The sequence below is a fragment of the Dysgonomonas sp. 37-18 genome (assembly GCF_001899125.1).
Taxonomy (GTDB): domain Bacteria; phylum Bacteroidota; class Bacteroidia; order Bacteroidales; family Dysgonomonadaceae; genus Dysgonomonas.
The window spans coordinates 69,325-86,729 of record NZ_MKVC01000010.1 but is presented as its reverse complement, the minus strand read 5'-3'; the positions used below and the strand labels follow the sequence as shown (position 1 = coordinate 86,729).

Annotated in this window: 12 protein-coding genes; 8 read left to right on the top strand and 4 right to left on the bottom strand. The window is 39.3% G+C overall.

The annotated features are described in order from the left end of the window. Positions 1-143 precede the first annotated feature (143 nt). Positions 144-863, bottom strand: a complete 720-nt coding sequence (locus tag BGO84_RS04035) for a DUF5131 family protein (protein ID WP_291027865.1) — start codon at positions 861-863, stop codon at positions 144-146. Between the two features lie 115 nt (positions 864-978). Between BGO84_RS04035 and ffh the strand changes: the two genes are divergently transcribed. Beyond that, on the top strand, positions 979-2,298 hold the full coding sequence (ffh, locus tag BGO84_RS04030) for a signal recognition particle protein (RefSeq protein ID WP_006841828.1): 1,320 nt from the start codon (positions 979-981) through the stop codon (positions 2,296-2,298). A 75-nt stretch (positions 2,299-2,373) separates the two neighbouring features. Here the strand turns inward: ffh and trxB are convergent, their stop codons facing one another. The 3 genes from trxB to BGO84_RS04015 all read right to left on the bottom strand — a co-directional run bounded on the left by trxB (position 2,374) and on the right by BGO84_RS04015 (position 6,667). Further along, on the bottom strand, positions 2,374-3,315 hold the full coding sequence (gene trxB, locus BGO84_RS04025; protein WP_135105539.1) for a thioredoxin-disulfide reductase: 942 nt from the start codon (positions 3,313-3,315) through the stop codon (positions 2,374-2,376). A gap of 113 nt (positions 3,316-3,428) precedes the next feature. Beyond that, positions 3,429-4,067, bottom strand: a complete 639-nt coding sequence (locus BGO84_RS04020; RefSeq protein ID WP_291027863.1) for a LolA-like putative outer membrane lipoprotein chaperone — start codon at positions 4,065-4,067, stop codon at positions 3,429-3,431. Between the two features lie 107 nt (positions 4,068-4,174). After that, on the bottom strand, positions 4,175-6,667 hold the full coding sequence (locus tag BGO84_RS04015; RefSeq protein ID WP_291027861.1) for a DNA translocase FtsK: 2,493 nt from the start codon (positions 6,665-6,667) through the stop codon (positions 4,175-4,177). 214 nt (positions 6,668-6,881) lie between these two features. Between BGO84_RS04015 and BGO84_RS04010 the strand changes: the two genes are divergently transcribed. From BGO84_RS04010 to BGO84_RS03980, 7 genes are all read left to right on the top strand, one after another. After that, positions 6,882-9,728 carry a TonB-dependent receptor gene (locus BGO84_RS04010; RefSeq protein WP_291027859.1) on the top strand — a complete coding sequence of 949 codons (2,847 nt, stop codon included), beginning with the start codon at positions 6,882-6,884 and terminating at the stop codon, positions 9,726-9,728. 205 nt (positions 9,729-9,933) lie between these two features. After that, positions 9,934-12,330 carry a TonB-dependent receptor gene (locus BGO84_RS04005; RefSeq protein WP_291027857.1) on the top strand — a complete coding sequence of 799 codons (2,397 nt, stop codon included), beginning with the start codon at positions 9,934-9,936 and terminating at the stop codon, positions 12,328-12,330. Positions 12,331-12,574: 244 nt separating this feature from the next. Then, positions 12,575-13,987: a S8 family serine peptidase gene (locus tag BGO84_RS04000; RefSeq protein WP_291027854.1), complete on the top strand. Its 1,413-nt coding sequence runs from the start codon at positions 12,575-12,577 to the stop codon at positions 13,985-13,987. Then, complete coding sequence (gene xseA / locus BGO84_RS03995) at positions 13,984-15,351, top strand: exodeoxyribonuclease VII large subunit (RefSeq protein WP_291027853.1); 1,368 nt, start codon at positions 13,984-13,986, stop codon at positions 15,349-15,351. Before BGO84_RS04000 ends, xseA begins: the two co-directional genes overlap by 4 nt. A gap of 12 nt (positions 15,352-15,363) precedes the next feature. Then, entirely contained in the window at positions 15,364-16,416 is a 1,053-nt protein-coding gene (locus BGO84_RS03990; RefSeq protein WP_291027850.1) for a WG repeat-containing protein, read from the top strand. Positions 16,417-16,506: 90 nt separating this feature from the next. Continuing rightward, positions 16,507-16,704, top strand: a complete 198-nt coding sequence (xseB, locus tag BGO84_RS03985; protein ID WP_252637950.1) for an exodeoxyribonuclease VII small subunit — start codon at positions 16,507-16,509, stop codon at positions 16,702-16,704. Next, positions 16,701-17,372 carry a 2-C-methyl-D-erythritol 4-phosphate cytidylyltransferase gene (locus BGO84_RS03980; RefSeq protein WP_291027848.1) on the top strand — a complete coding sequence of 224 codons (672 nt, stop codon included), beginning with the start codon at positions 16,701-16,703 and terminating at the stop codon, positions 17,370-17,372. The genes xseB and BGO84_RS03980 overlap by 4 nt, the downstream gene beginning before the upstream one ends. Positions 17,373-17,405: the final 33 nt, after the last annotated feature.

Sequence of the window (17,405 nt, the reverse complement as noted above, 5' to 3'; positions counted from 1 at the left end):
TTGATATAACAGGGTGACAAAAGGTGACACTTTAAAACATGATTAAAAGTGTCACTTTTGTCACTTTTTGATTGTAAGTGGCTGATATTTAGTGGATATATTTTTAGCTGAATTGTCACTTTTTAGGCTTTTGTCGATACTTTTTATGGTTTATAGTTGATTCCGGCTTTGCGTGCCTGAGCATGTTGCAGTCTTCTGGGAACATTATAGAGCCTGCCATCTTTTATCAGTCGCGAACCGGTTTGCTTAAACCAGAATGATATGTTATTCGCTATACATAGTTCGTGTAGTTCCATAATCCAGTCGAAATTGCATGGTCGTGCATCTTGACCCGATTCGCCTCCGGCTGTAATATGCTCTACCCATGACCCTATGTAAGGGTTCAGGTTTATCCTTTCCAAGAGAGGTTCGCATATAATCATTTTATGTTTGATGGGAGCAGCTTTGTAAATAGGCAGCCTGTAATCGGCTCTGTCCTGATTCTCTACCGTGCAGCAAATAGTGACATTGTCGTAGCCATCACCCCAGTCGTCGGGTAGTCCTACTGTCAGCCGATCGATGCGTTTGGTTATCATCAGAAAGGTTAGGTCGCTTCGTTCCCGTATCATTCGCCAAGCTTCGGGACGCCATTGGTCTGCGTCTTTGTTAAAGAAGTCGGATGTGAAACAGGTGTATACTTCTGTGCCGGATGGTATTTTGTATTCTCCGTTTCTCTTTTTCCGGATGGGTACATCGAAGTTTTTTGTTTGGGTTACAATCGTGCTGTCTATGCCTCGTCTTGCATCACCACGATACACATAGCAGTGTTTGCAACCTTCGCTTATCTTGTGACAGCCGTGCCACGGATTCCATAGTGCTGACATAATCATTCTTTGTGACTTCAAATATAAGAAAAGCATAGTGAGTTTTTCACTTTATACCAAAAGTTTATATCTTTGTGCACCCATGTAAATTGATTATAAATAACAACCATATAATATGTTCGAAAGTTTAAGTAATAGATTAGAGCGCTCGTTTAAGATACTGAAGGGTGAAGGTAAAATCACCGAAATAAATGTTGCGGAAACCCTAAAGGATGTTCGCCGTGCTTTATTAGATGCCGACGTAAACTATAAGACAGCAAAACAGTTTACCGAGACTGTGAAGGAAAAGGCAATGGGGCAGAATGTGCTTACTGCCGTTAAGCCTGAGCAATTGATGGTAAAGATAGTTCATGACGAACTTGCTGCCTTGATGGGTGGAACCGCTACAGATGTTCATCTGAAAGGCAATCCGGCTGTAATCCTTATGTCGGGTCTTCAAGGTTCGGGTAAGACTACTTTCTCTGGTAAGCTTGCCAAGATGCTGAAGTCTAAGAAAGGTAAGAATCCGTTACTTGTAGCCGGAGACGTTTACCGTCCTGCTGCGATCGAACAGTTGAAGATATTAGGAGAGCAAATCGAAGTTCCTGTATATTGGGAAGAGGGAAGCAAGAACCCGGTACAGATCGCTCAAAATGCAATTAAGCATGCAAAGCAAAACGGCAATGACCTTGTCATCGTCGATACCGCCGGTCGTCTGGCTATTGATGAGGAGATGATGAAAGAGATCACAGCGATTAAAGATGCTGTGAAACCTGATGAGATTCTCTTTGTGGTAGACTCCATGACGGGACAGGATGCGGTGAATACTGCGAAGGAATTTAATGACAGGCTCAACTTCGACGGGGTAGTGCTTACCAAGCTCGATGGTGATACGCGTGGTGGTGCTGCGCTTTCTATCCGCTCGGTTGTAGACAAGCCAATCAAGTTTGTGGGTACAGGCGAAAAGATGGATGCATTGGATGTATTCCACCCTGAGCGTATGGCAGACCGTATCTTGGGTATGGGTGACATCGTTTCACTCGTAGAAAGAGCACAGGAGCAATACGATGAAGAAGAAGCTCGTCGCCTACAAAAGAAAATAGCAAAGAACCAGTTTGACTTCAACGACTTTATCGGACAAATACAGCAAATCAAAAAGATGGGTAACCTGAAGGATTTGGCATCTATGATTCCGGGAGTTGGTAAGGCTATTAAAGATATGGATATTGACGATGATGCTTTCAAGAGTATCGAAGCTATCATTTATTCGATGACACCCAAAGAGCGTTCAACTCCTGAGATCCTGAACGGAAGCCGTCGTGAGCGTATCGCTAAAGGTAGCGGAACATCTATCCAAGAGGTGAATAAGCTTATCAAGCAGTTTGACCAAACTCGTAAGATGATGAAGATGATGACTCAGATGAAAGGTGGCAAAATGCCGAATATGAGAAGGTAATTCTTAATAGAATGATATATAAAAAGAAAATCCGGATCGTACGATCCGGATTTTCTTTTTTAGTATATAGATGCCTTACAGGCCTTTTTCGCTTAAGTATCTTTCTGCTTCTATCGCAGCTTGACAACCACTTCCGGCGGCTGTAATCGCTTGACGATATATAGGGTCGGCTACATCTCCTGCGGCAAAAACGCCTTCTACTCCTGTTTTCGGAGTACCTGGTGTTGTAATGATATATCCTACAGGGTCGAGGTTAAGCTGCGCCTTGAATATGTCAGTATTTGGCTTGTGTCCTATAGCAAGGAAGAATCCGTCGATTTTGATATCGAACTTTTCTTCGTTTGGTTCACCTAGGTGTCTTACTACATGTACACCTTCTACGCCATTTTCGCCAAATAGTCCTGTAGCGTTACATTCGAATAAGATCTCTATTTTAGGATTTTGCATAGCTCTGTCTTGCATCACCTTCGATGCACGTAGATGTGCTTTACGTACAATCAGATACACTTTCTCGGCTAGTCCAGCCAAATAGATAGCTTCTTCACAAGCAGTGTCTCCACCACCAACAACGGCTACAACCTTCTTGCGATAGAAGAATCCGTCGCATGTAGCACAAGCAGAAACACCCATGCCAGCATATTTAGTTTCGTCTGATAGACCTAAGTATTTGGCACTGGCACCTGTTGCTATAATAACAGTATCTGCTTCAATCACCTTTTCGCCGTCGATAGTTACTTTGTGCGGATGAGAAGAGAAGTCTGCCGCTGTAGCTATGCCAAAGCGTATATCAGCGCCAAAGCGTGTAGCTTGTTTTTTTAGGTCTTCCATTAGTTCGGGGCCGGTAATACCTTCAGGGTATCCCGGGAAGTTTTCAACCTCGGTAGTTGTTGTTAATTGTCCTCCGGGTTGTATTCCTTCATATAGTACCGGAGAAAGATTTGCTCTCGACGCATAAATAGCTGCAGTATATCCCGCAGGTCCTGAGCCAATAATGAGGCAACGTACTTTTTCGTTCATGTTTTATATTTTTATATATTTTGTTTATATTTTACACAAAGATATAGAATTTTCTTATATCCTCAAAGGTTATTCGGTTCGTATTTTCTATGTAATGATAAACACAATCTATGTTATCTAAGGTCTACTATTTCTGCACTAGGATAATCTTTCTTATTGAAAGAAAAAGTAGCATCGGAAATATTAGTTCCTGTTTGATAGCTTTTTATAGATAAGATATTTTGTATGCCGGCTTTATCTGTTAACGTGATCTTTGAGAATACATTGCTGGCTTTATCTATTTGTACCAATATTTTGGTGATGTCTGCATTCTTCTTTTGGGGAATCAGTTCTATTTCCAAAACGGTTTTTCCTCCTGTTCTTTTTTCTCCTTTGTAGGATAGATTATAGCCTTTCTTATAAATGCTGAAAAGCATAGAAGGGCTTATTCCTTGTAGCTCTGCACCTGTAGGATTGCTGATGTTTACCTCTTCAGTATCTTTTACATACACCCATTGTGTTTTACCGTTGAACCAAGTAATAGCATCGGGTATTTCTATCTTGAATTTGTCTCCCTTCATATAAGCCTTACCATCGTAACTATAAACCAGTTTAGCCTTTGTGTCTTTAGAGTCTAAAGTAAAGCTTGCTACGACTCCTCCGGCCTTATTGTATGTTTCGGCGGCTTTATCTAAGATCGAGCGTGCATCTTGTGCAGAAATACTCAACGTGAATACTAACAGTGATATAAGGGAAAGTAACTTTGTTTTCATCTTTTGTTATATTGTTTAGCCTTTTTGACTTTGTTGTTCATTAAAGGTTTAAATATTAAACTAGCCTATTCTTTTTTCGGCAGAATGATATTGACCATTAAGGAGGCTTAGCCAAATGAATTTAACTTCTGTTCTAAACTGTATTCGTCAGCAATAAGAACATCACGAGCCTTGCTTCCTTGCGTTGGTCCTACTATCCCTGCTGCTTCCAGTTGATCCATCAGACGACCTGCACGGTTGTACCCGATAGAGAATTTACGCTGTATTAGCGATGTAGATCCTTGCTGGTGAACTACGAGAAGACGTGCAGCTTCTTCAAATAGTGGGTCTCGATCGTTGAGGTCGATATTTCCAACTTTGTCTTCGCCCATTTCTCCTATATATTCAGGTAGTTCGAATGCGCTCGAATAACCCTGTTGGTTTCCTATATATTGAGCTATGCCCTCTACTTCAGGAGTGTCGACGAAGGCGCACTGGATACGTACAAGGTCGCTGCCCTGTGAGAAGAGCATGTCTCCACGTCCGATCAATTGATTGGCACCTGACATATCAAGTATCGTGCGGGAGTCGATCTGCGAAGTGACACGGAAAGCCATACGGGCAGGGAAGTTCGCTTTTATAGTTCCTGTAATGATATTTGTTGTCGGACGCTGTGTTGCGATCACCATGTGCATACCTACGGCACGAGCCTTTTGGGCAATGCGGGCGATAGGCATTTCTATCTCTTTTCCGGCAGTCATTATCAGGTCGCCAAACTCGTCGATGATAATAACCAGATAGGGGAGAAAGCGGTGTCCTTTCAATGGGTTTAGTCGGCGTTTGCGGAACTTCTCATTGTATTCTTTTATATTACGCACTCCCGCATTCATAAGCAGCTCATAACGATCATCCATCTCTTTAGTCAGAGAGTTTAACGTCTGAGTCACTTTGGTAACATCGGTGATAATCGCTTTTTCTGCGTCTGGAAGTTTTGCCAGATAGTGTTTCTCTATTCTTGAATAAATATTGAACTCCACCATCTTTGGGTCAACCAACACCATCTTCATTTCGGCCGGATGCTTTTTGTATAGTAACGAAGTTATTATGGCATTCAAACCTACCGATTTTCCTTGTCCTGTTGCTCCTGCTACCAGTAAGTGAGGCATTTTGCATAGGTCGAACATGAAAATCTCATTCGTGATTGTCTTCCCTAAAGCAACGGGGAGATCGAAAGCACATTCCTGAAATTTGCGAGACGCAATTACAGACTGCATAGATACTATCTGAGGGTCTTTGTTCGGAACCTCAATTCCTATTGTTCCTTTACCCGGCATAGGGGCAATAATACGTATACCCAGAGCTGAGAGGCTAAGAGCTATGTCATCTTCGAGGTTGCGGATCTTAGAGATACGTACACCTGCTTTTGGTACTATTTCGTATAAGGTGATTGTAGGTCCTACAGTCGCTTTGATGGATGTGATCTCGATGCCATAATTTTGTAAGGTCGTGATGATCTTACTCTTGTTGGCATTCTGTTCCTCCATATCCACTCCTTTGCCTGTCATGTCATATATTTTCAGCAATTCTGTAGATGGAAAATGGAAGTTGGATAGATCTTTGGTGGGATCGTATTCTTCCATCTCTTCGCCTTCGGGCAAGAAGTCCGGAACATTTTCCGTATTTGTAAGCGGCTGAGGATTTACCGAAGGAGTAAATGTGTTTTGTGTAGGAGTAAATTCTTCATCCTCAGGGATAACAATCTCGAAGTCGTTGTCTATCTTCATCGAAGTTGCCGGCTTGTCCTTTGCTTTCTTATCCTTTGCTGTAGCTGTAGGCAATATGAAGTCCTCTCCGAAGTCCTCCGTTTCAGGCGATTGATCATCCTCTTTTTTCTTTCTCCTTAGAAAGCTAAACCAGCTTTTCTTTTCTTCAGCCGGAAGCTCTTCTTCATATACCTCTTCTTCCTCTTCAATTATATCTTCTTCCTCCTGATTAGAGTTTTTTAGTGGGTTCTTAAATAGACCACGGAAGAATTCCATAGAAGCTTTCTTCGTAATGATAAGGAATATAATGAGTAGAAGAATGATAATCATAATAACGCCCGGTATACCCAATGCGGCTTCCAGTATTCTTTCTACCCACATTCCGTGACGACCACCCCAAAGGATGTTGCTTCCGTCGTTTATCAGTCTGGAAATAAAAGCACATGTAATAGAACCCCACACAAGTGCATAAGCCATAAGCAGGAATGAACGGATAGCCGAAATGTTGACGACACGCATCAGCTTCAAGCCCATCAGGATGAGATATACAGGTATAAGCAAGGAGAATACTCCAAACCAATTGTTTATAAGCTTTTCTGCTACGAATGCACCTACAACGCCTGTCCAGTTGCTTATTTCCTGTTTGTGAGAAATAAGATCAAGAAAGAATTTATTTGTTACCTTGCTTTGGTCGGCAGCTCCTGTAAAGAAAAATGATATTTCTCCCAGTAGTATGTATGCCCCAAAAAATGAGAGGCAGACTCCCAATAAGAATTTTGTACGCTCTTTTTTTATGAATTCGATGAAAGAGGTTCTTTTATCTTGAGTTTTCTTTTTCCTGACTGTTTTTTTTGCCATATAGTGAAGCGGTAAAGCTTTTTATTTTTCTTTTAAGTAGGTTATATTCGATACAAAGATAACTCTTTTTCAGAAAGATTATCCTTGCTGTTTCTTCTTTTATAAAGATATAAAAAGATAGTAAAATAAAAAGATTTATAAAAAATAGAAATATAATTAAACCTTTTAATGTTTTGCCAGTCACAGAAATCAGTCAAAAATAATTAAAAGGAAAATGAAAAGGAATATCCCCATACTTTTATTTCTATGTGCATTTTTAGGATTGAGTGCACAATCGCAGACCACAGCGATAACAGGAACAGTATTCGACAATGAAATGAAAGAGCCGATAGAGATGGCCAGTATAAGAATCCTAAATGCTAAAGATAGTGCCTATGTAACTGGTACTGTGACGGACGAGAAAGGAAAATTCAGTATAGGAGTCAGACAAGGACGCTATATTGCTCAAATATCATTTATCGGATATACTGATCAGTACTTCAAAGCAAATGTCCAAAAGTCTGTGTCCCTTGGAGATATATACATGAAGGAAGATGCTATTATGCTTGGGGAGGCTGTAGTGGAAGCTAAGGCTATAGAGGTACAAGTGAAAGGCGATACCATAGAATACAATGCCGACTCGTATAAAGCCCAGCAAAGCGATGTGGTAGAAGATATGATAAAACGAATGCCCGGTGCTGAAATAGATGAGAATGGAAAAATAACGATCAACGGAAGGGAAGTAAAGAAATTCCTTGTGGACGGAAAAGAATTCTTCAGCGATGATCCCAAAGTTGCATCTAAAAGTTTGCCCGCTAATATTATAGATAAGCTTCAGGTGCTTGATCGTAAATCTGACATGTCTCAGATGACCGGCTTTGATGATGGTGATGACGAAACCGTGATCAATCTAACGATAAAGAAAGGTATGAAGCAGGGTTTTATGGGCGATACTTATGTCGGCTACGGAAGTAAAAAGCGTTATGAGGCAAATGGGGTATTTAACTACATGCGCGATAATACTCAGTTTACACTGTTAGGAGGATTAAATAATACAAATAATGCCAGTTTCTCAGATTTTGCCTCGAGTGCATTTAGTGGACGAGGCGGAGGACGATTGAGATTCGGAGCGAACAATGGAGTCGCAAAAACACTGAATGGAGGGTTTAACTTTGCTACTGAGTATTCGGATAAGCTAAAATATGGCGGAAATGTTCGGTATGGCTCTGTTGATAATGATGTGTCTAGTATTACAAGCAGAAGATTTACAGGAGCGAGCCAAACACAAAACGGAAATTCTCTTGGGAATAATAAAAGTGATAATTTCGGTGCAAATTTTCGCTTCGAATGGACTCCCGATTCATTAACAAAGATCGTTTTCAGACCCAATATTCAATACAATAAGAACATAAATGATCAGACAGCAGAGAGTGAAACTTCATTTGCCGATAATCCTGAGAGAAATTACAAGGAATCGTCTTGGAATACGGTTGATGGGAAAGGGCTTTCTTTGAGTGGTAACCTTGATATCAGTCGTAAGTTGAATAGTCAGGGACGAGTATTGAGTTTCAGTTTTTCGGGAGGTCTGAATAATTCGGATAGCGAAGGTTATGATTACTCTCATTCTATCTATGCAGACCCTCTTAAGAATGATTCGATCAGGGATCAAAAGTCATTGCAAGATGACAAAGGTTATAATTGGCGTGCATTTGTTTCGTATGTAGAGCCTTTGGGTAGAAACAATTTTTTGCAATTAACTTATAATGTACGTAACAATCATTCTGAAACTGACCGCAAGGCATACAATAAAGATGCTGAAGGAAATTATAATGTGATAGCGGAAGAATATACACGCAATGTGAAGAATGATTTCCTTAATCAAAATGTCTCTCTGAATTTTAAATCGATTAGAGAGAAATTTGACTATACATTGGGCGTTGGATTAGAACCATCAAGATCTAAGACTAGTATTTTTCAGCCCGGGCAACCGGAAAAAGATATAAAGCCACGTAATTCGCTGAGTTTTGCTCCTAATGCTCAGTTTAATTATAAATGGGATAGAAGAAACACACTCCGGGTAGATTATAGCGGAAGAACATCGCAGCCTACCACAACCCAGCTATATGATGGTATTATCTCTCAAAGCGGATTTGATGTTACTTATGGTAATCCCGATTTGAAGCCAAGCTTTCAACATAGTTTGAGAGGACGATATCAGAATTTCAATACAAACAGAAACTCGAACTTATCAGTCTTTACAAATTTCAATTATACGATGGATGCTATCGTGAACGTTTCTACATACAAGGATCAGGGACGTGAAATGACTTATAAGAATGTAGATGGTAATATGGATGGATTTATGGGAGTGACATATAATACTCCTCTGCGAAATAAGAAGTTTTCGATTAATACATTCACAATGGGTAGATATGCTCGCAATACTACATTTATAAATGCAACAGAAAATAAGGCGGATACATATAACTTTAGAGAGAATATGACATTACAGTTTCGCACCGGTTCTCTTGATGATCAGATAAGAACGTTGAGTGATGCTCGCTTTTTGTTGAATATAGGCGGTAACTTCGGATATAACAATATAAAAAATACCATTTCAACCGATCAGGATAGAGAGACATTTAATTATGGAGCGAAGGGTGACTTCACCACTTATTTACCTTTGGGTCTTACTTTGCAATCCGATATTCAATATTCGACTAACTCCGGTTATACTACCGGATATAAGTTGAACGAGTGGTTGTGGAATGCTTCGTTAACTTACAATATGGACTCGATGCTAAAGGGTATATTTAAAAATAAGTATACGGGAAATGCTCTGTTGCGCTTCAAAATATATGACATCTTACAGCAGAGGAGTAATATAAATATCGATCAGAATGCATTATATGTACAGGAGTCCATATCTAATACGATCAACAGCTACTTCATGGTCAATTTTGTGTATAAGTTCCAGATATTTGGTAAAGGTACAAAAAGAGAAGATATGGATGGAGGAGATAGAGGCTGGGGAGGTAGAGGCCCCGGAGGTCATCCGGGAGGAGGCCCTATAGTGTTTTAAATACATAAAAAAGAAAATCCGTAATTTAAATATTGCGGATTTTCTGCTTTTATAAATATGGAGCTGTAATCAGTGAAAAATATTTTAATGTGGATTAGGAATAGTTAAAATACCTAGAAATGGTGATTGTAGGATTTTCTTGATTTTTATACCTTCGCGTCGCATCCAGAAACAACAATTTATCTATTCTTATTTTAAACACACTATGAATTTTCTAAAACGTCTTTCTAAACACTTTCTATTCTTTATTCTTCTTCTATTTTTCTCTTCGTTTATACATGCTAACCTGATCAGAACAGATGCCAATATATTTGGCCATGTAGTGAATGCAAAAACAGGTGAGCATATCCCATTTATAAATGTTGTACTGAAAAATACAACAATAGGTGTATCTACCGATGCTACCGGACATTATGCATTAACGAACTTGCCCGAAGGAAAGTTTATAGTTGTAACACAGGGAATCGGGTACAAACCGCAGGAAAAAGAAGTTGAACTCAGAAGAGGCAAGTCTATAGAAATTAACTTTGAGGTAGAAGAAGATGCTCTTAATCTTAATGAAGTAGTGGTAACCGCAGGGCGTACCTCTCAGAAACGTACCGAAGCACCTGTAATTGTGAACACGATAAGTACAAAAATGCTTGAGACCACGCAATCGGTTGTATTAGGTGAAGGACTTAACTTTTGTACAGGGCTGCGTTATGAAAATGATTGTCAGAACTGTGGCTTTTCGCAGGTGAGAATGAATGGAATGGAAGGTCCTTATTCGCAGATATTGATAAACAGCCGTCCTATATTTAGTGGTTTGGCGGGAGTATATGGGCTTGAACTTATTCCGTCTAATATGCTTGAACGTATAGAGGTAGTCAGAGGCGGCGGATCTGTTTTGTATGGCTCGAATGCAATTGCAGGAACAATAAATCTTATACTTAAAGACCCGAAAACAAATAGCTTCGAAGCGGGGTTAAATACATCTCTAATAGGAATGGGGGTAAGCGGGTCGAATGGTTCTGTAGCAGATTATAACGCTACCTTCAATGCTACATTGGTAACGGAAGATCATAAAACCGGCATATCTGTTTTCGGAAATATGCGAGATCGTAATATGTTTGATGCAAATGGTGATAGCTTTTCTGAAATAGCACCGATGAAGAATACGGTTATAGGAACTCGTATTTTTTATCGTCCTGCATACAGAAGTAAATTGAGCCTCGACTTTTTTAATATCCGAGAAGAGCGCAAAGGAGGGAATAAACAAGACTATCCCGACCACGAAAGAGATATCTCTGAGTCGGTAAAGCATGATATGATAACCGGAGCATTGACATACGAACAATATTTCAGAGAGAGTGATTTGCTTACAGTGTTTGGTTCGGGGCAATATCTTGATCGCGATTCTTACTATGGAGCCAAACAGTCGTTGAGCGATTATGGAAATACAAAGGATAAAACCTATAATATGGGTGCTCAATATAAGCTGTCAGTCAACGATATCTCTACATTAATAGGTGGAGTGGAGCATACCGGCTCGCACCTTACCGACATGAAACTGGGATACCCCGAATATAAACTGAATGACGCAGGTACAGATATCATTGTCACGCATGTGCCGAATCGTATAGTGTCGGATCAAGCTTTGAATATTACAGGAGCTTTTGCACAATATGAGATAAAAGTAGGAAAAGCAAAATTCCTTGCCGGTGCGCGTGTGGAACATTACTCTATCGATGATAAGCAGGCCGACAGTGATAAATCAGGAACGGTAGTTGTGCCCCGGGCAAGTATAATGTATGATATTTCATCATATTTACAAACCCGTATTGGTTTCTCAAGGGGGTATCGTGCTCCGCAAATTTTTGATGAGGATCTTCATATAGAAACATCGGGTTCTCGTCAGGTGATCAACAAAAACGACCCTCATTTAAAACAAGAAAATAGCTCTAGCTTTACATTGTCGTTCGATTTTAATAAAAAAATAGGAGGAATCAATACAAATATTCTGGTAGAAGGGTTTTATAATAAACTGCATAATCCATTCAGAAACGAAATTGGTGAGCCTGATGAAAATGGAACAGTGATTTATACTCGTATCAATTCTAAAGACGGAGCTGCTGTTCAGGGTGTAAATCTGGAGGTGAAGCTTATGCCGTCAGATAAATTAAGTCTGAATGCGGGGTTTACTGTTCAGTCGAGCCGATACAAAGTGAGTGATGAAACTTTCGGTGAAAAGAAGTTTTTCCGAACACCCGACGCTTACGGATTTTTAGCGTTGGATTGGGAGTTTGCTCGTAATTTCGGAGTATCTGGAACGGGTAATTATACAGGCAAAATGTTAGTTCCGTATTTTGGCCCTGAAATAGCTAACCCCGAAGCCGGAGAATTGCGCAAGTCAAAAACCTTTTTTGATACAGGAGTTAAGTTCCATTATGATATGAGGCTTGCAGGTAATATTACTATAGAGTGGTTTGCAGGTATGAAAAATATTTTCAATTCATATCAGAAAGACTTTGACAAAGGTATCGATCGTGACCCTTCATACATTTATGGCCCTAGCTTGCCACGAACAGCTTTCTTAGGTTTCAAGATTGGGAATTTGCTGTAACGAAATTCCTTCTCTTTATTCTATATGATTAGAGGTAATGTATTATTTGAAAAGAATAATACATTACCTCTTTTTCAATTTTATAACTTAGGCCGTTTAAGCTTTTTAAATTTTTCATAACATAAGCTTTCTTTGAATCATTAATATAATTTGTTTTACCTTCTATATTTTACAAATAACGATACATCTTATACCAACTAAAAGCTATTATCCTTATTTTTGTATAAAACATACGAATAAAGATATGAAAAGAACTACGTTTTTTGTTTGCTTCTTGCTAGCAGCTTCACTTTCTGTATTCTCTCAGGAATATAACTATAAATTCCGCCTTACACTCAAAGATAAAAAAAGCGATTATTCTATTGATAAGCCGGAAGACTTTCTGTCCGCTAAGTCGCTTGAAAGAAGGCAGAAATATAATATAAAGATCGATGAAACCGATCTTCCGATATCTCAAGAGTATATAAAAGCGATTGAAAGTATTGGAGGAAAAGTTGTAGCACAGAGCAAATGGCAGCGAACTGTTGCTGTTCATTGTTCGGATAGTATAATGGTGGATAAGTATAAGGCGTTGCCTTTTGTGTCGGATGCATTGTTTGTATGGAGAGGTAAGCCGGTAGAAGAAACAAAGAAGGATAGTATAATCGCATATCCGGCTGTGGAAACTGTTGTGTTTGGCGATTATTACGCAAGAGGAAAAAACAATATCAAAATTAATAACGGACAATACCTTCATGATGCAGGGTATAAAGGTAAAGGGATGACAATTGCTGTAATCGATGCCGGCTTTAATCATTTACCTCAAATCGCAATGCTAGACAATTTGGATATCAAAGGATACAAAGGCTTTGTTTACGAAAATGAAAATATGTTTAATAGAGCCAACCAGCATGGATTAAATGTGTTGTCTTGTATTGGGACGAATAAGCCTATGCAGTTTGTGGGAACAGCTCCTGAAGCTAGTTTTTGGTTATTAGGTTCTGAAGATGCTCGCAGTGAGTATCCTATAGAAGAGGATTACTGGGCAGCGGCTATCGAGTTTGCCGATAGTGTTGGCGTTAATGTAGTGAATACATCTCTCGGTTATAATAGTTTCGACTATCCGGCGAAAAGCTATACACATGAAGACCTGACAGGAAGAACGGCGCTTATCTCCCGTGCGGCTGACGCTGCAGCCAAGAGAGGAATATTGGTCGTTGTCAGTGCGGGTAATTCTGGAGATTCGGAATGGGAGAAAATAACACCACCGTCCGATGCCTTCAATATATTGACGGTAGGTGCTGTTCAGAAAGACTCTGTTATAGCTCCGTTTAGCTCAAGAGGCTTGACCGAAGATCTTAGGATGAAACCTGATGTAATGGCTCTCGGACAAGGAGCAACAGTAGTGGGAGACAATGGGTTGGTTACATATAAAAGTGGAACTTCTTTCTCTTCACCTATCATGTGCGGTATGGTTGCTTGCTTGTGGCAGGCTTTTCCTGCATTGACCAACAAGGAGATAATAGAGGTCGTAAGGCAATCTTCTGATATTTATGATCATCCGAACAAGGATTATGGTTATGGTATTCCCGATATGAAAAAGGCGATGGAAATAGCACAACAGTTGGTTGATAAAAAAACAGCAGTGCAACAGCCGCTAAAGAAAGGAAAGAAATGAACCGTCCTGCAATCTCTCTTTATGAATTGAATAATCTCATCAAGGGTGTCTTAAAAGATACACTTCCCGAAGTTTTTTGGATTCGGGCTGAGACAAGTGATGTCCGTGTTAATCAGAATGGACATTGCTACCTCGAGTTTATAGAGAAGGATATAAACGGGCGAGCTCTGGTCGCTAAAGCCCGAGGAATGATATGGGCAAATACATTTTATATACTCAAGACGTATTTCGAGAACACGACAAAACAGACCTTTTCATCGGGACTGAAAGTTCTAGTTCAGGTAAGTGTTGAGTTTCATGAATTATACGGATTCACGCTCACGGTTCACGATATCGATCCCACTTATACATTGGGAGATCAGGCGTTAAATAGAGCTGCAATAATAAAACAATTGGAAGAAGACGGAGTTCTTTCCTTAAATAAAGAACTTGAGTTGCCTATTCCCACAAATAAGATTGCAATAATATCTTCTCCCACAGCAGCAGGATATGAAGATTTTCTCGATCAATTGGCAAATAATCCTTATGGATTTATTTTTTATACCAAATTATTTCCGGCTCTTATGCAAGGTGAGCGCACCGAGAGCTCTATAATCTCAGCATTGGAGCGTATTTATGAATATCAGGACTGTTTTGATGCCGTAGTTATTATTCGGGGAGGAGGAGCGACTTCGGATTTGAGCAGCTTCGATTCTTACCTTTTGGCGGCAAGCTGTGCACAGTTCCCTTTGCCTGTAATAACAGGAATAGGGCATGAGCGGGACGATACGGTTCTTGATATTGTAGCGCATACACGTATGAAAACCCCGACTGCTGTTGCAGAATTTTTGATTTCGAATATTGCGGAAACAGCGATGGAATTGGACGTAATGGCTCATGATATTGTCTCTATCGTTACGCAAAGACTACAGGATGAAGCTGTACGTTTAAGTGTTTTTGAAACAAAAAACACATTTTTACTTAAAGCATGGCTCAAAGAGCAGGATACAATTCTAGCTTCTGCAAAGAATGTTTTGATAAGAGGTTTGCAAAGTTCACATAAAGAAAATCAGAATAAGTTGTCTTCGTTTCAGGATGTCCTTGTCAGGGAATCGCAGCAATTAAATAAAGAGAATATAAACAATCTTGGTGTGTTTGAGAATACTTTAAAACGAGTTGCTTTGCAAAAATTTAAGGATGAAAATACGCAATTGGAGATGTTTGAGAAACATCTTCTTCTTGCCTCTCCCGAAAATATTCTGAAAAAAGGATATACTTTGACTATGAAAGATGGGAAAGTCATAAAACAAAGCAGCGTAGTGAAAAAAGGAGATAAACTGACTACTGTATTTGCTGATGGAAAGATAAAATCTACTGTAGAATAATTATAATAAAAGATGAGTGTAAATAATAATCCGATACCCTTTTCCTATGCCTTTAGTTTTCAAGAGGGGATGGCGCACATTATACGAAAATCGGGTACAGGGTTTATTAATAAGTACGGAGAATTGGTTGTTCCTTGTATATATGAAATGGCTTTCAGTTATTCCGAAGGCTTGGTAATGGTGCAAAAGAACGGAAAATGCGGATATCTTGATAAAGCCGGTAACGAGGTTATTCATATCGAGTATGAAGATGCTGATGTGTTTTCGAATGGATTAGCCGGGGTATGCAAGGATGGTAAGTGGGGATTTATCGATAAAAAGGGATTATTGGTGATTCCTTTCGTTTATGATACGATAAACTGCTTTTCGGAAGGCCTCTGTGGTGTTTTTAAGGATGGTAAAGCCGGCATAATTGACAAGCAGGGTAACGAAGTTGTACCATTTGTCTATGATGATATATTCGAGTTTCGTGAAGGCCTTATTTGTGTTTGTAAAGATGAAAAATGTGGATTCATCGATGCTTTGGGCAATGAAGTTATTCCCTTTATATATGATCGTTCACAGGGTGCTAAATGTAAGGATGGTCTGATTTGTATCTCTAAAGGTAAGAAGTGGGGAGTGATCGACAAGGTCGGTAATGAAATAGTCTCTTTTATATATGACGATATTGCTTCCGAATATTCAGAGGGATTAGCTTATGTCAATTTAAGCGGTAAATACGGTTTTATTAATGAAAGAGGAGAGGAAATCATTCCTTTTATATATGAAGATTTATCTAATTTCTCAGAAGGGCTTGCCGCTGCAAAGATGGGGGGCAAATGGGGATTTATAAACAAGGAAAATAAAGTAGTTGTGTCACTTATTTATGAGAGAGTATATTCTTTTTCCGATGGATTAGCGCTAATTATGGAGAAAGGGCGAAATGCCTATTTTATAGATAAGTTTGGAGAGGTAAATATTGCACTCAAGAGAAGTTATACACTTCTTGAAAAACTAAAGGTTGCAATACTTACCTTAGCTGTTGCTACGGTTATATATATGCTGATTAAAGCAATCGCTAGTTAATAGAATTGGAATAAAAAAAGAAGAATTGAGTTCGGTTGGTAATAAATGATAGAAATAATTATAATTTGTTCTTGTAACTAATAATGAATTATGGCAAAGAAAGAGCAAACATACGGAGAAGCAATGCAGGAGTTGCAGGATATTATGGGCAGTATCGAAAATGACGATTTGGATGTAGATATCCTTCTCGAAAAAGTAAAAAAAGCGGCAACCCTTATTAAGTTTTGTAAAGATAAACTGCAAAAGACGAATGTAGAAATACAAAAGATTCTGGACGAAATAGAATGAAGAAAAATGTCATTATAGTAGCCGGAGGAAAAGGGCTGCGCATGGGGAATGATTTGCCAAAACAGTTTATTCCTATCGGCGGTAAACCTGTACTTATGCGTACAATAGAGGCTTTTTATAGGTTTGATCAGGATATAAATATTATTTTGGTGCTGCCTGTCTCTCATCAGGACTATTGGAAAAGCTTGTGTGAAGAATATAACTTTTCGATAGAACATTTAATTGCCAATGGAGGAGAAACTCGTTTCCATTCAGTAAAAAACGGGTTGGCCCTTGTGACTGACGGATTGGTTGGTGTGCAAGATGGAGTTCGCCCTTTTGGCTCGGTGGAAATGATAAAGCGGTGTTTTGATGCTGCGAGAGAATACCCTGCCGTTATACCTGTTATAGACTCTACAGATAGTCTCAGGGAAGTTGTTGATGAGGATAAAAGCCGAATTGTTGATCGGTCTAAAATAAGGTTGGTACAAACGCCTCAGGTCTTCGATGTGAATGTTCTCAAAAAAGCCTATCAAACGGATTTCAAAGAAACATTTACCGATGATGCTTCGGTTGTAGAAGCTATGGGCGTAAATGTGCATCTTGTAAAAGGAGAAGTAACGAATATAAAGATCACTACGCCGTTGGATTTAAAGATCGGCGAGCTAATTATACGTGATAAAGAATAAAGTGTGTATACTTTGTTGCAATAGCTATAATAA

What these genes read in the sequence shown, in the direction of transcription:
- BGO84_RS04035 (WP_291027865.1), bottom strand. Translation starts at nt 863, where the DNA reads ATGTCAGCACTATGGAATCCGTGGCACGGCTGTCACAAGATAAGCGAA.
- ffh (WP_006841828.1), top strand. Translation starts at nt 979, where the DNA reads ATGTTCGAAAGTTTAAGTAATAGATTAGAGCGCTCGTTTAAGATACTG.
- trxB (WP_135105539.1), bottom strand. Translation starts at nt 3,315, where the DNA reads ATGAACGAAAAAGTACGTTGCCTCATTATTGGCTCAGGACCTGCGGGA.
- BGO84_RS04020 (WP_291027863.1), bottom strand. Translation starts at nt 4,067, where the DNA reads ATGAAAACAAAGTTACTTTCCCTTATATCACTGTTAGTATTCACGTTG.
- BGO84_RS04015 (WP_291027861.1), bottom strand. Translation starts at nt 6,667, where the DNA reads ATGGCAAAAAAAACAGTCAGGAAAAAGAAAACTCAAGATAAAAGAACC.
- BGO84_RS04010 (WP_291027859.1), top strand. Translation starts at nt 6,882, where the DNA reads ATGAAAAGGAATATCCCCATACTTTTATTTCTATGTGCATTTTTAGGA.
- BGO84_RS04005 (WP_291027857.1), top strand. Translation starts at nt 9,934, where the DNA reads ATGAATTTTCTAAAACGTCTTTCTAAACACTTTCTATTCTTTATTCTT.
- BGO84_RS04000 (WP_291027854.1), top strand. Translation starts at nt 12,575, where the DNA reads ATGAAAAGAACTACGTTTTTTGTTTGCTTCTTGCTAGCAGCTTCACTT.
- xseA (WP_291027853.1), top strand. Translation starts at nt 13,984, where the DNA reads ATGAACCGTCCTGCAATCTCTCTTTATGAATTGAATAATCTCATCAAG.
- BGO84_RS03990 (WP_291027850.1), top strand. Translation starts at nt 15,364, where the DNA reads ATGAGTGTAAATAATAATCCGATACCCTTTTCCTATGCCTTTAGTTTT.
- xseB (WP_252637950.1), top strand. Translation starts at nt 16,507, where the DNA reads ATGGCAAAGAAAGAGCAAACATACGGAGAAGCAATGCAGGAGTTGCAG.
- BGO84_RS03980 (WP_291027848.1), top strand. Translation starts at nt 16,701, where the DNA reads ATGAAGAAAAATGTCATTATAGTAGCCGGAGGAAAAGGGCTGCGCATG.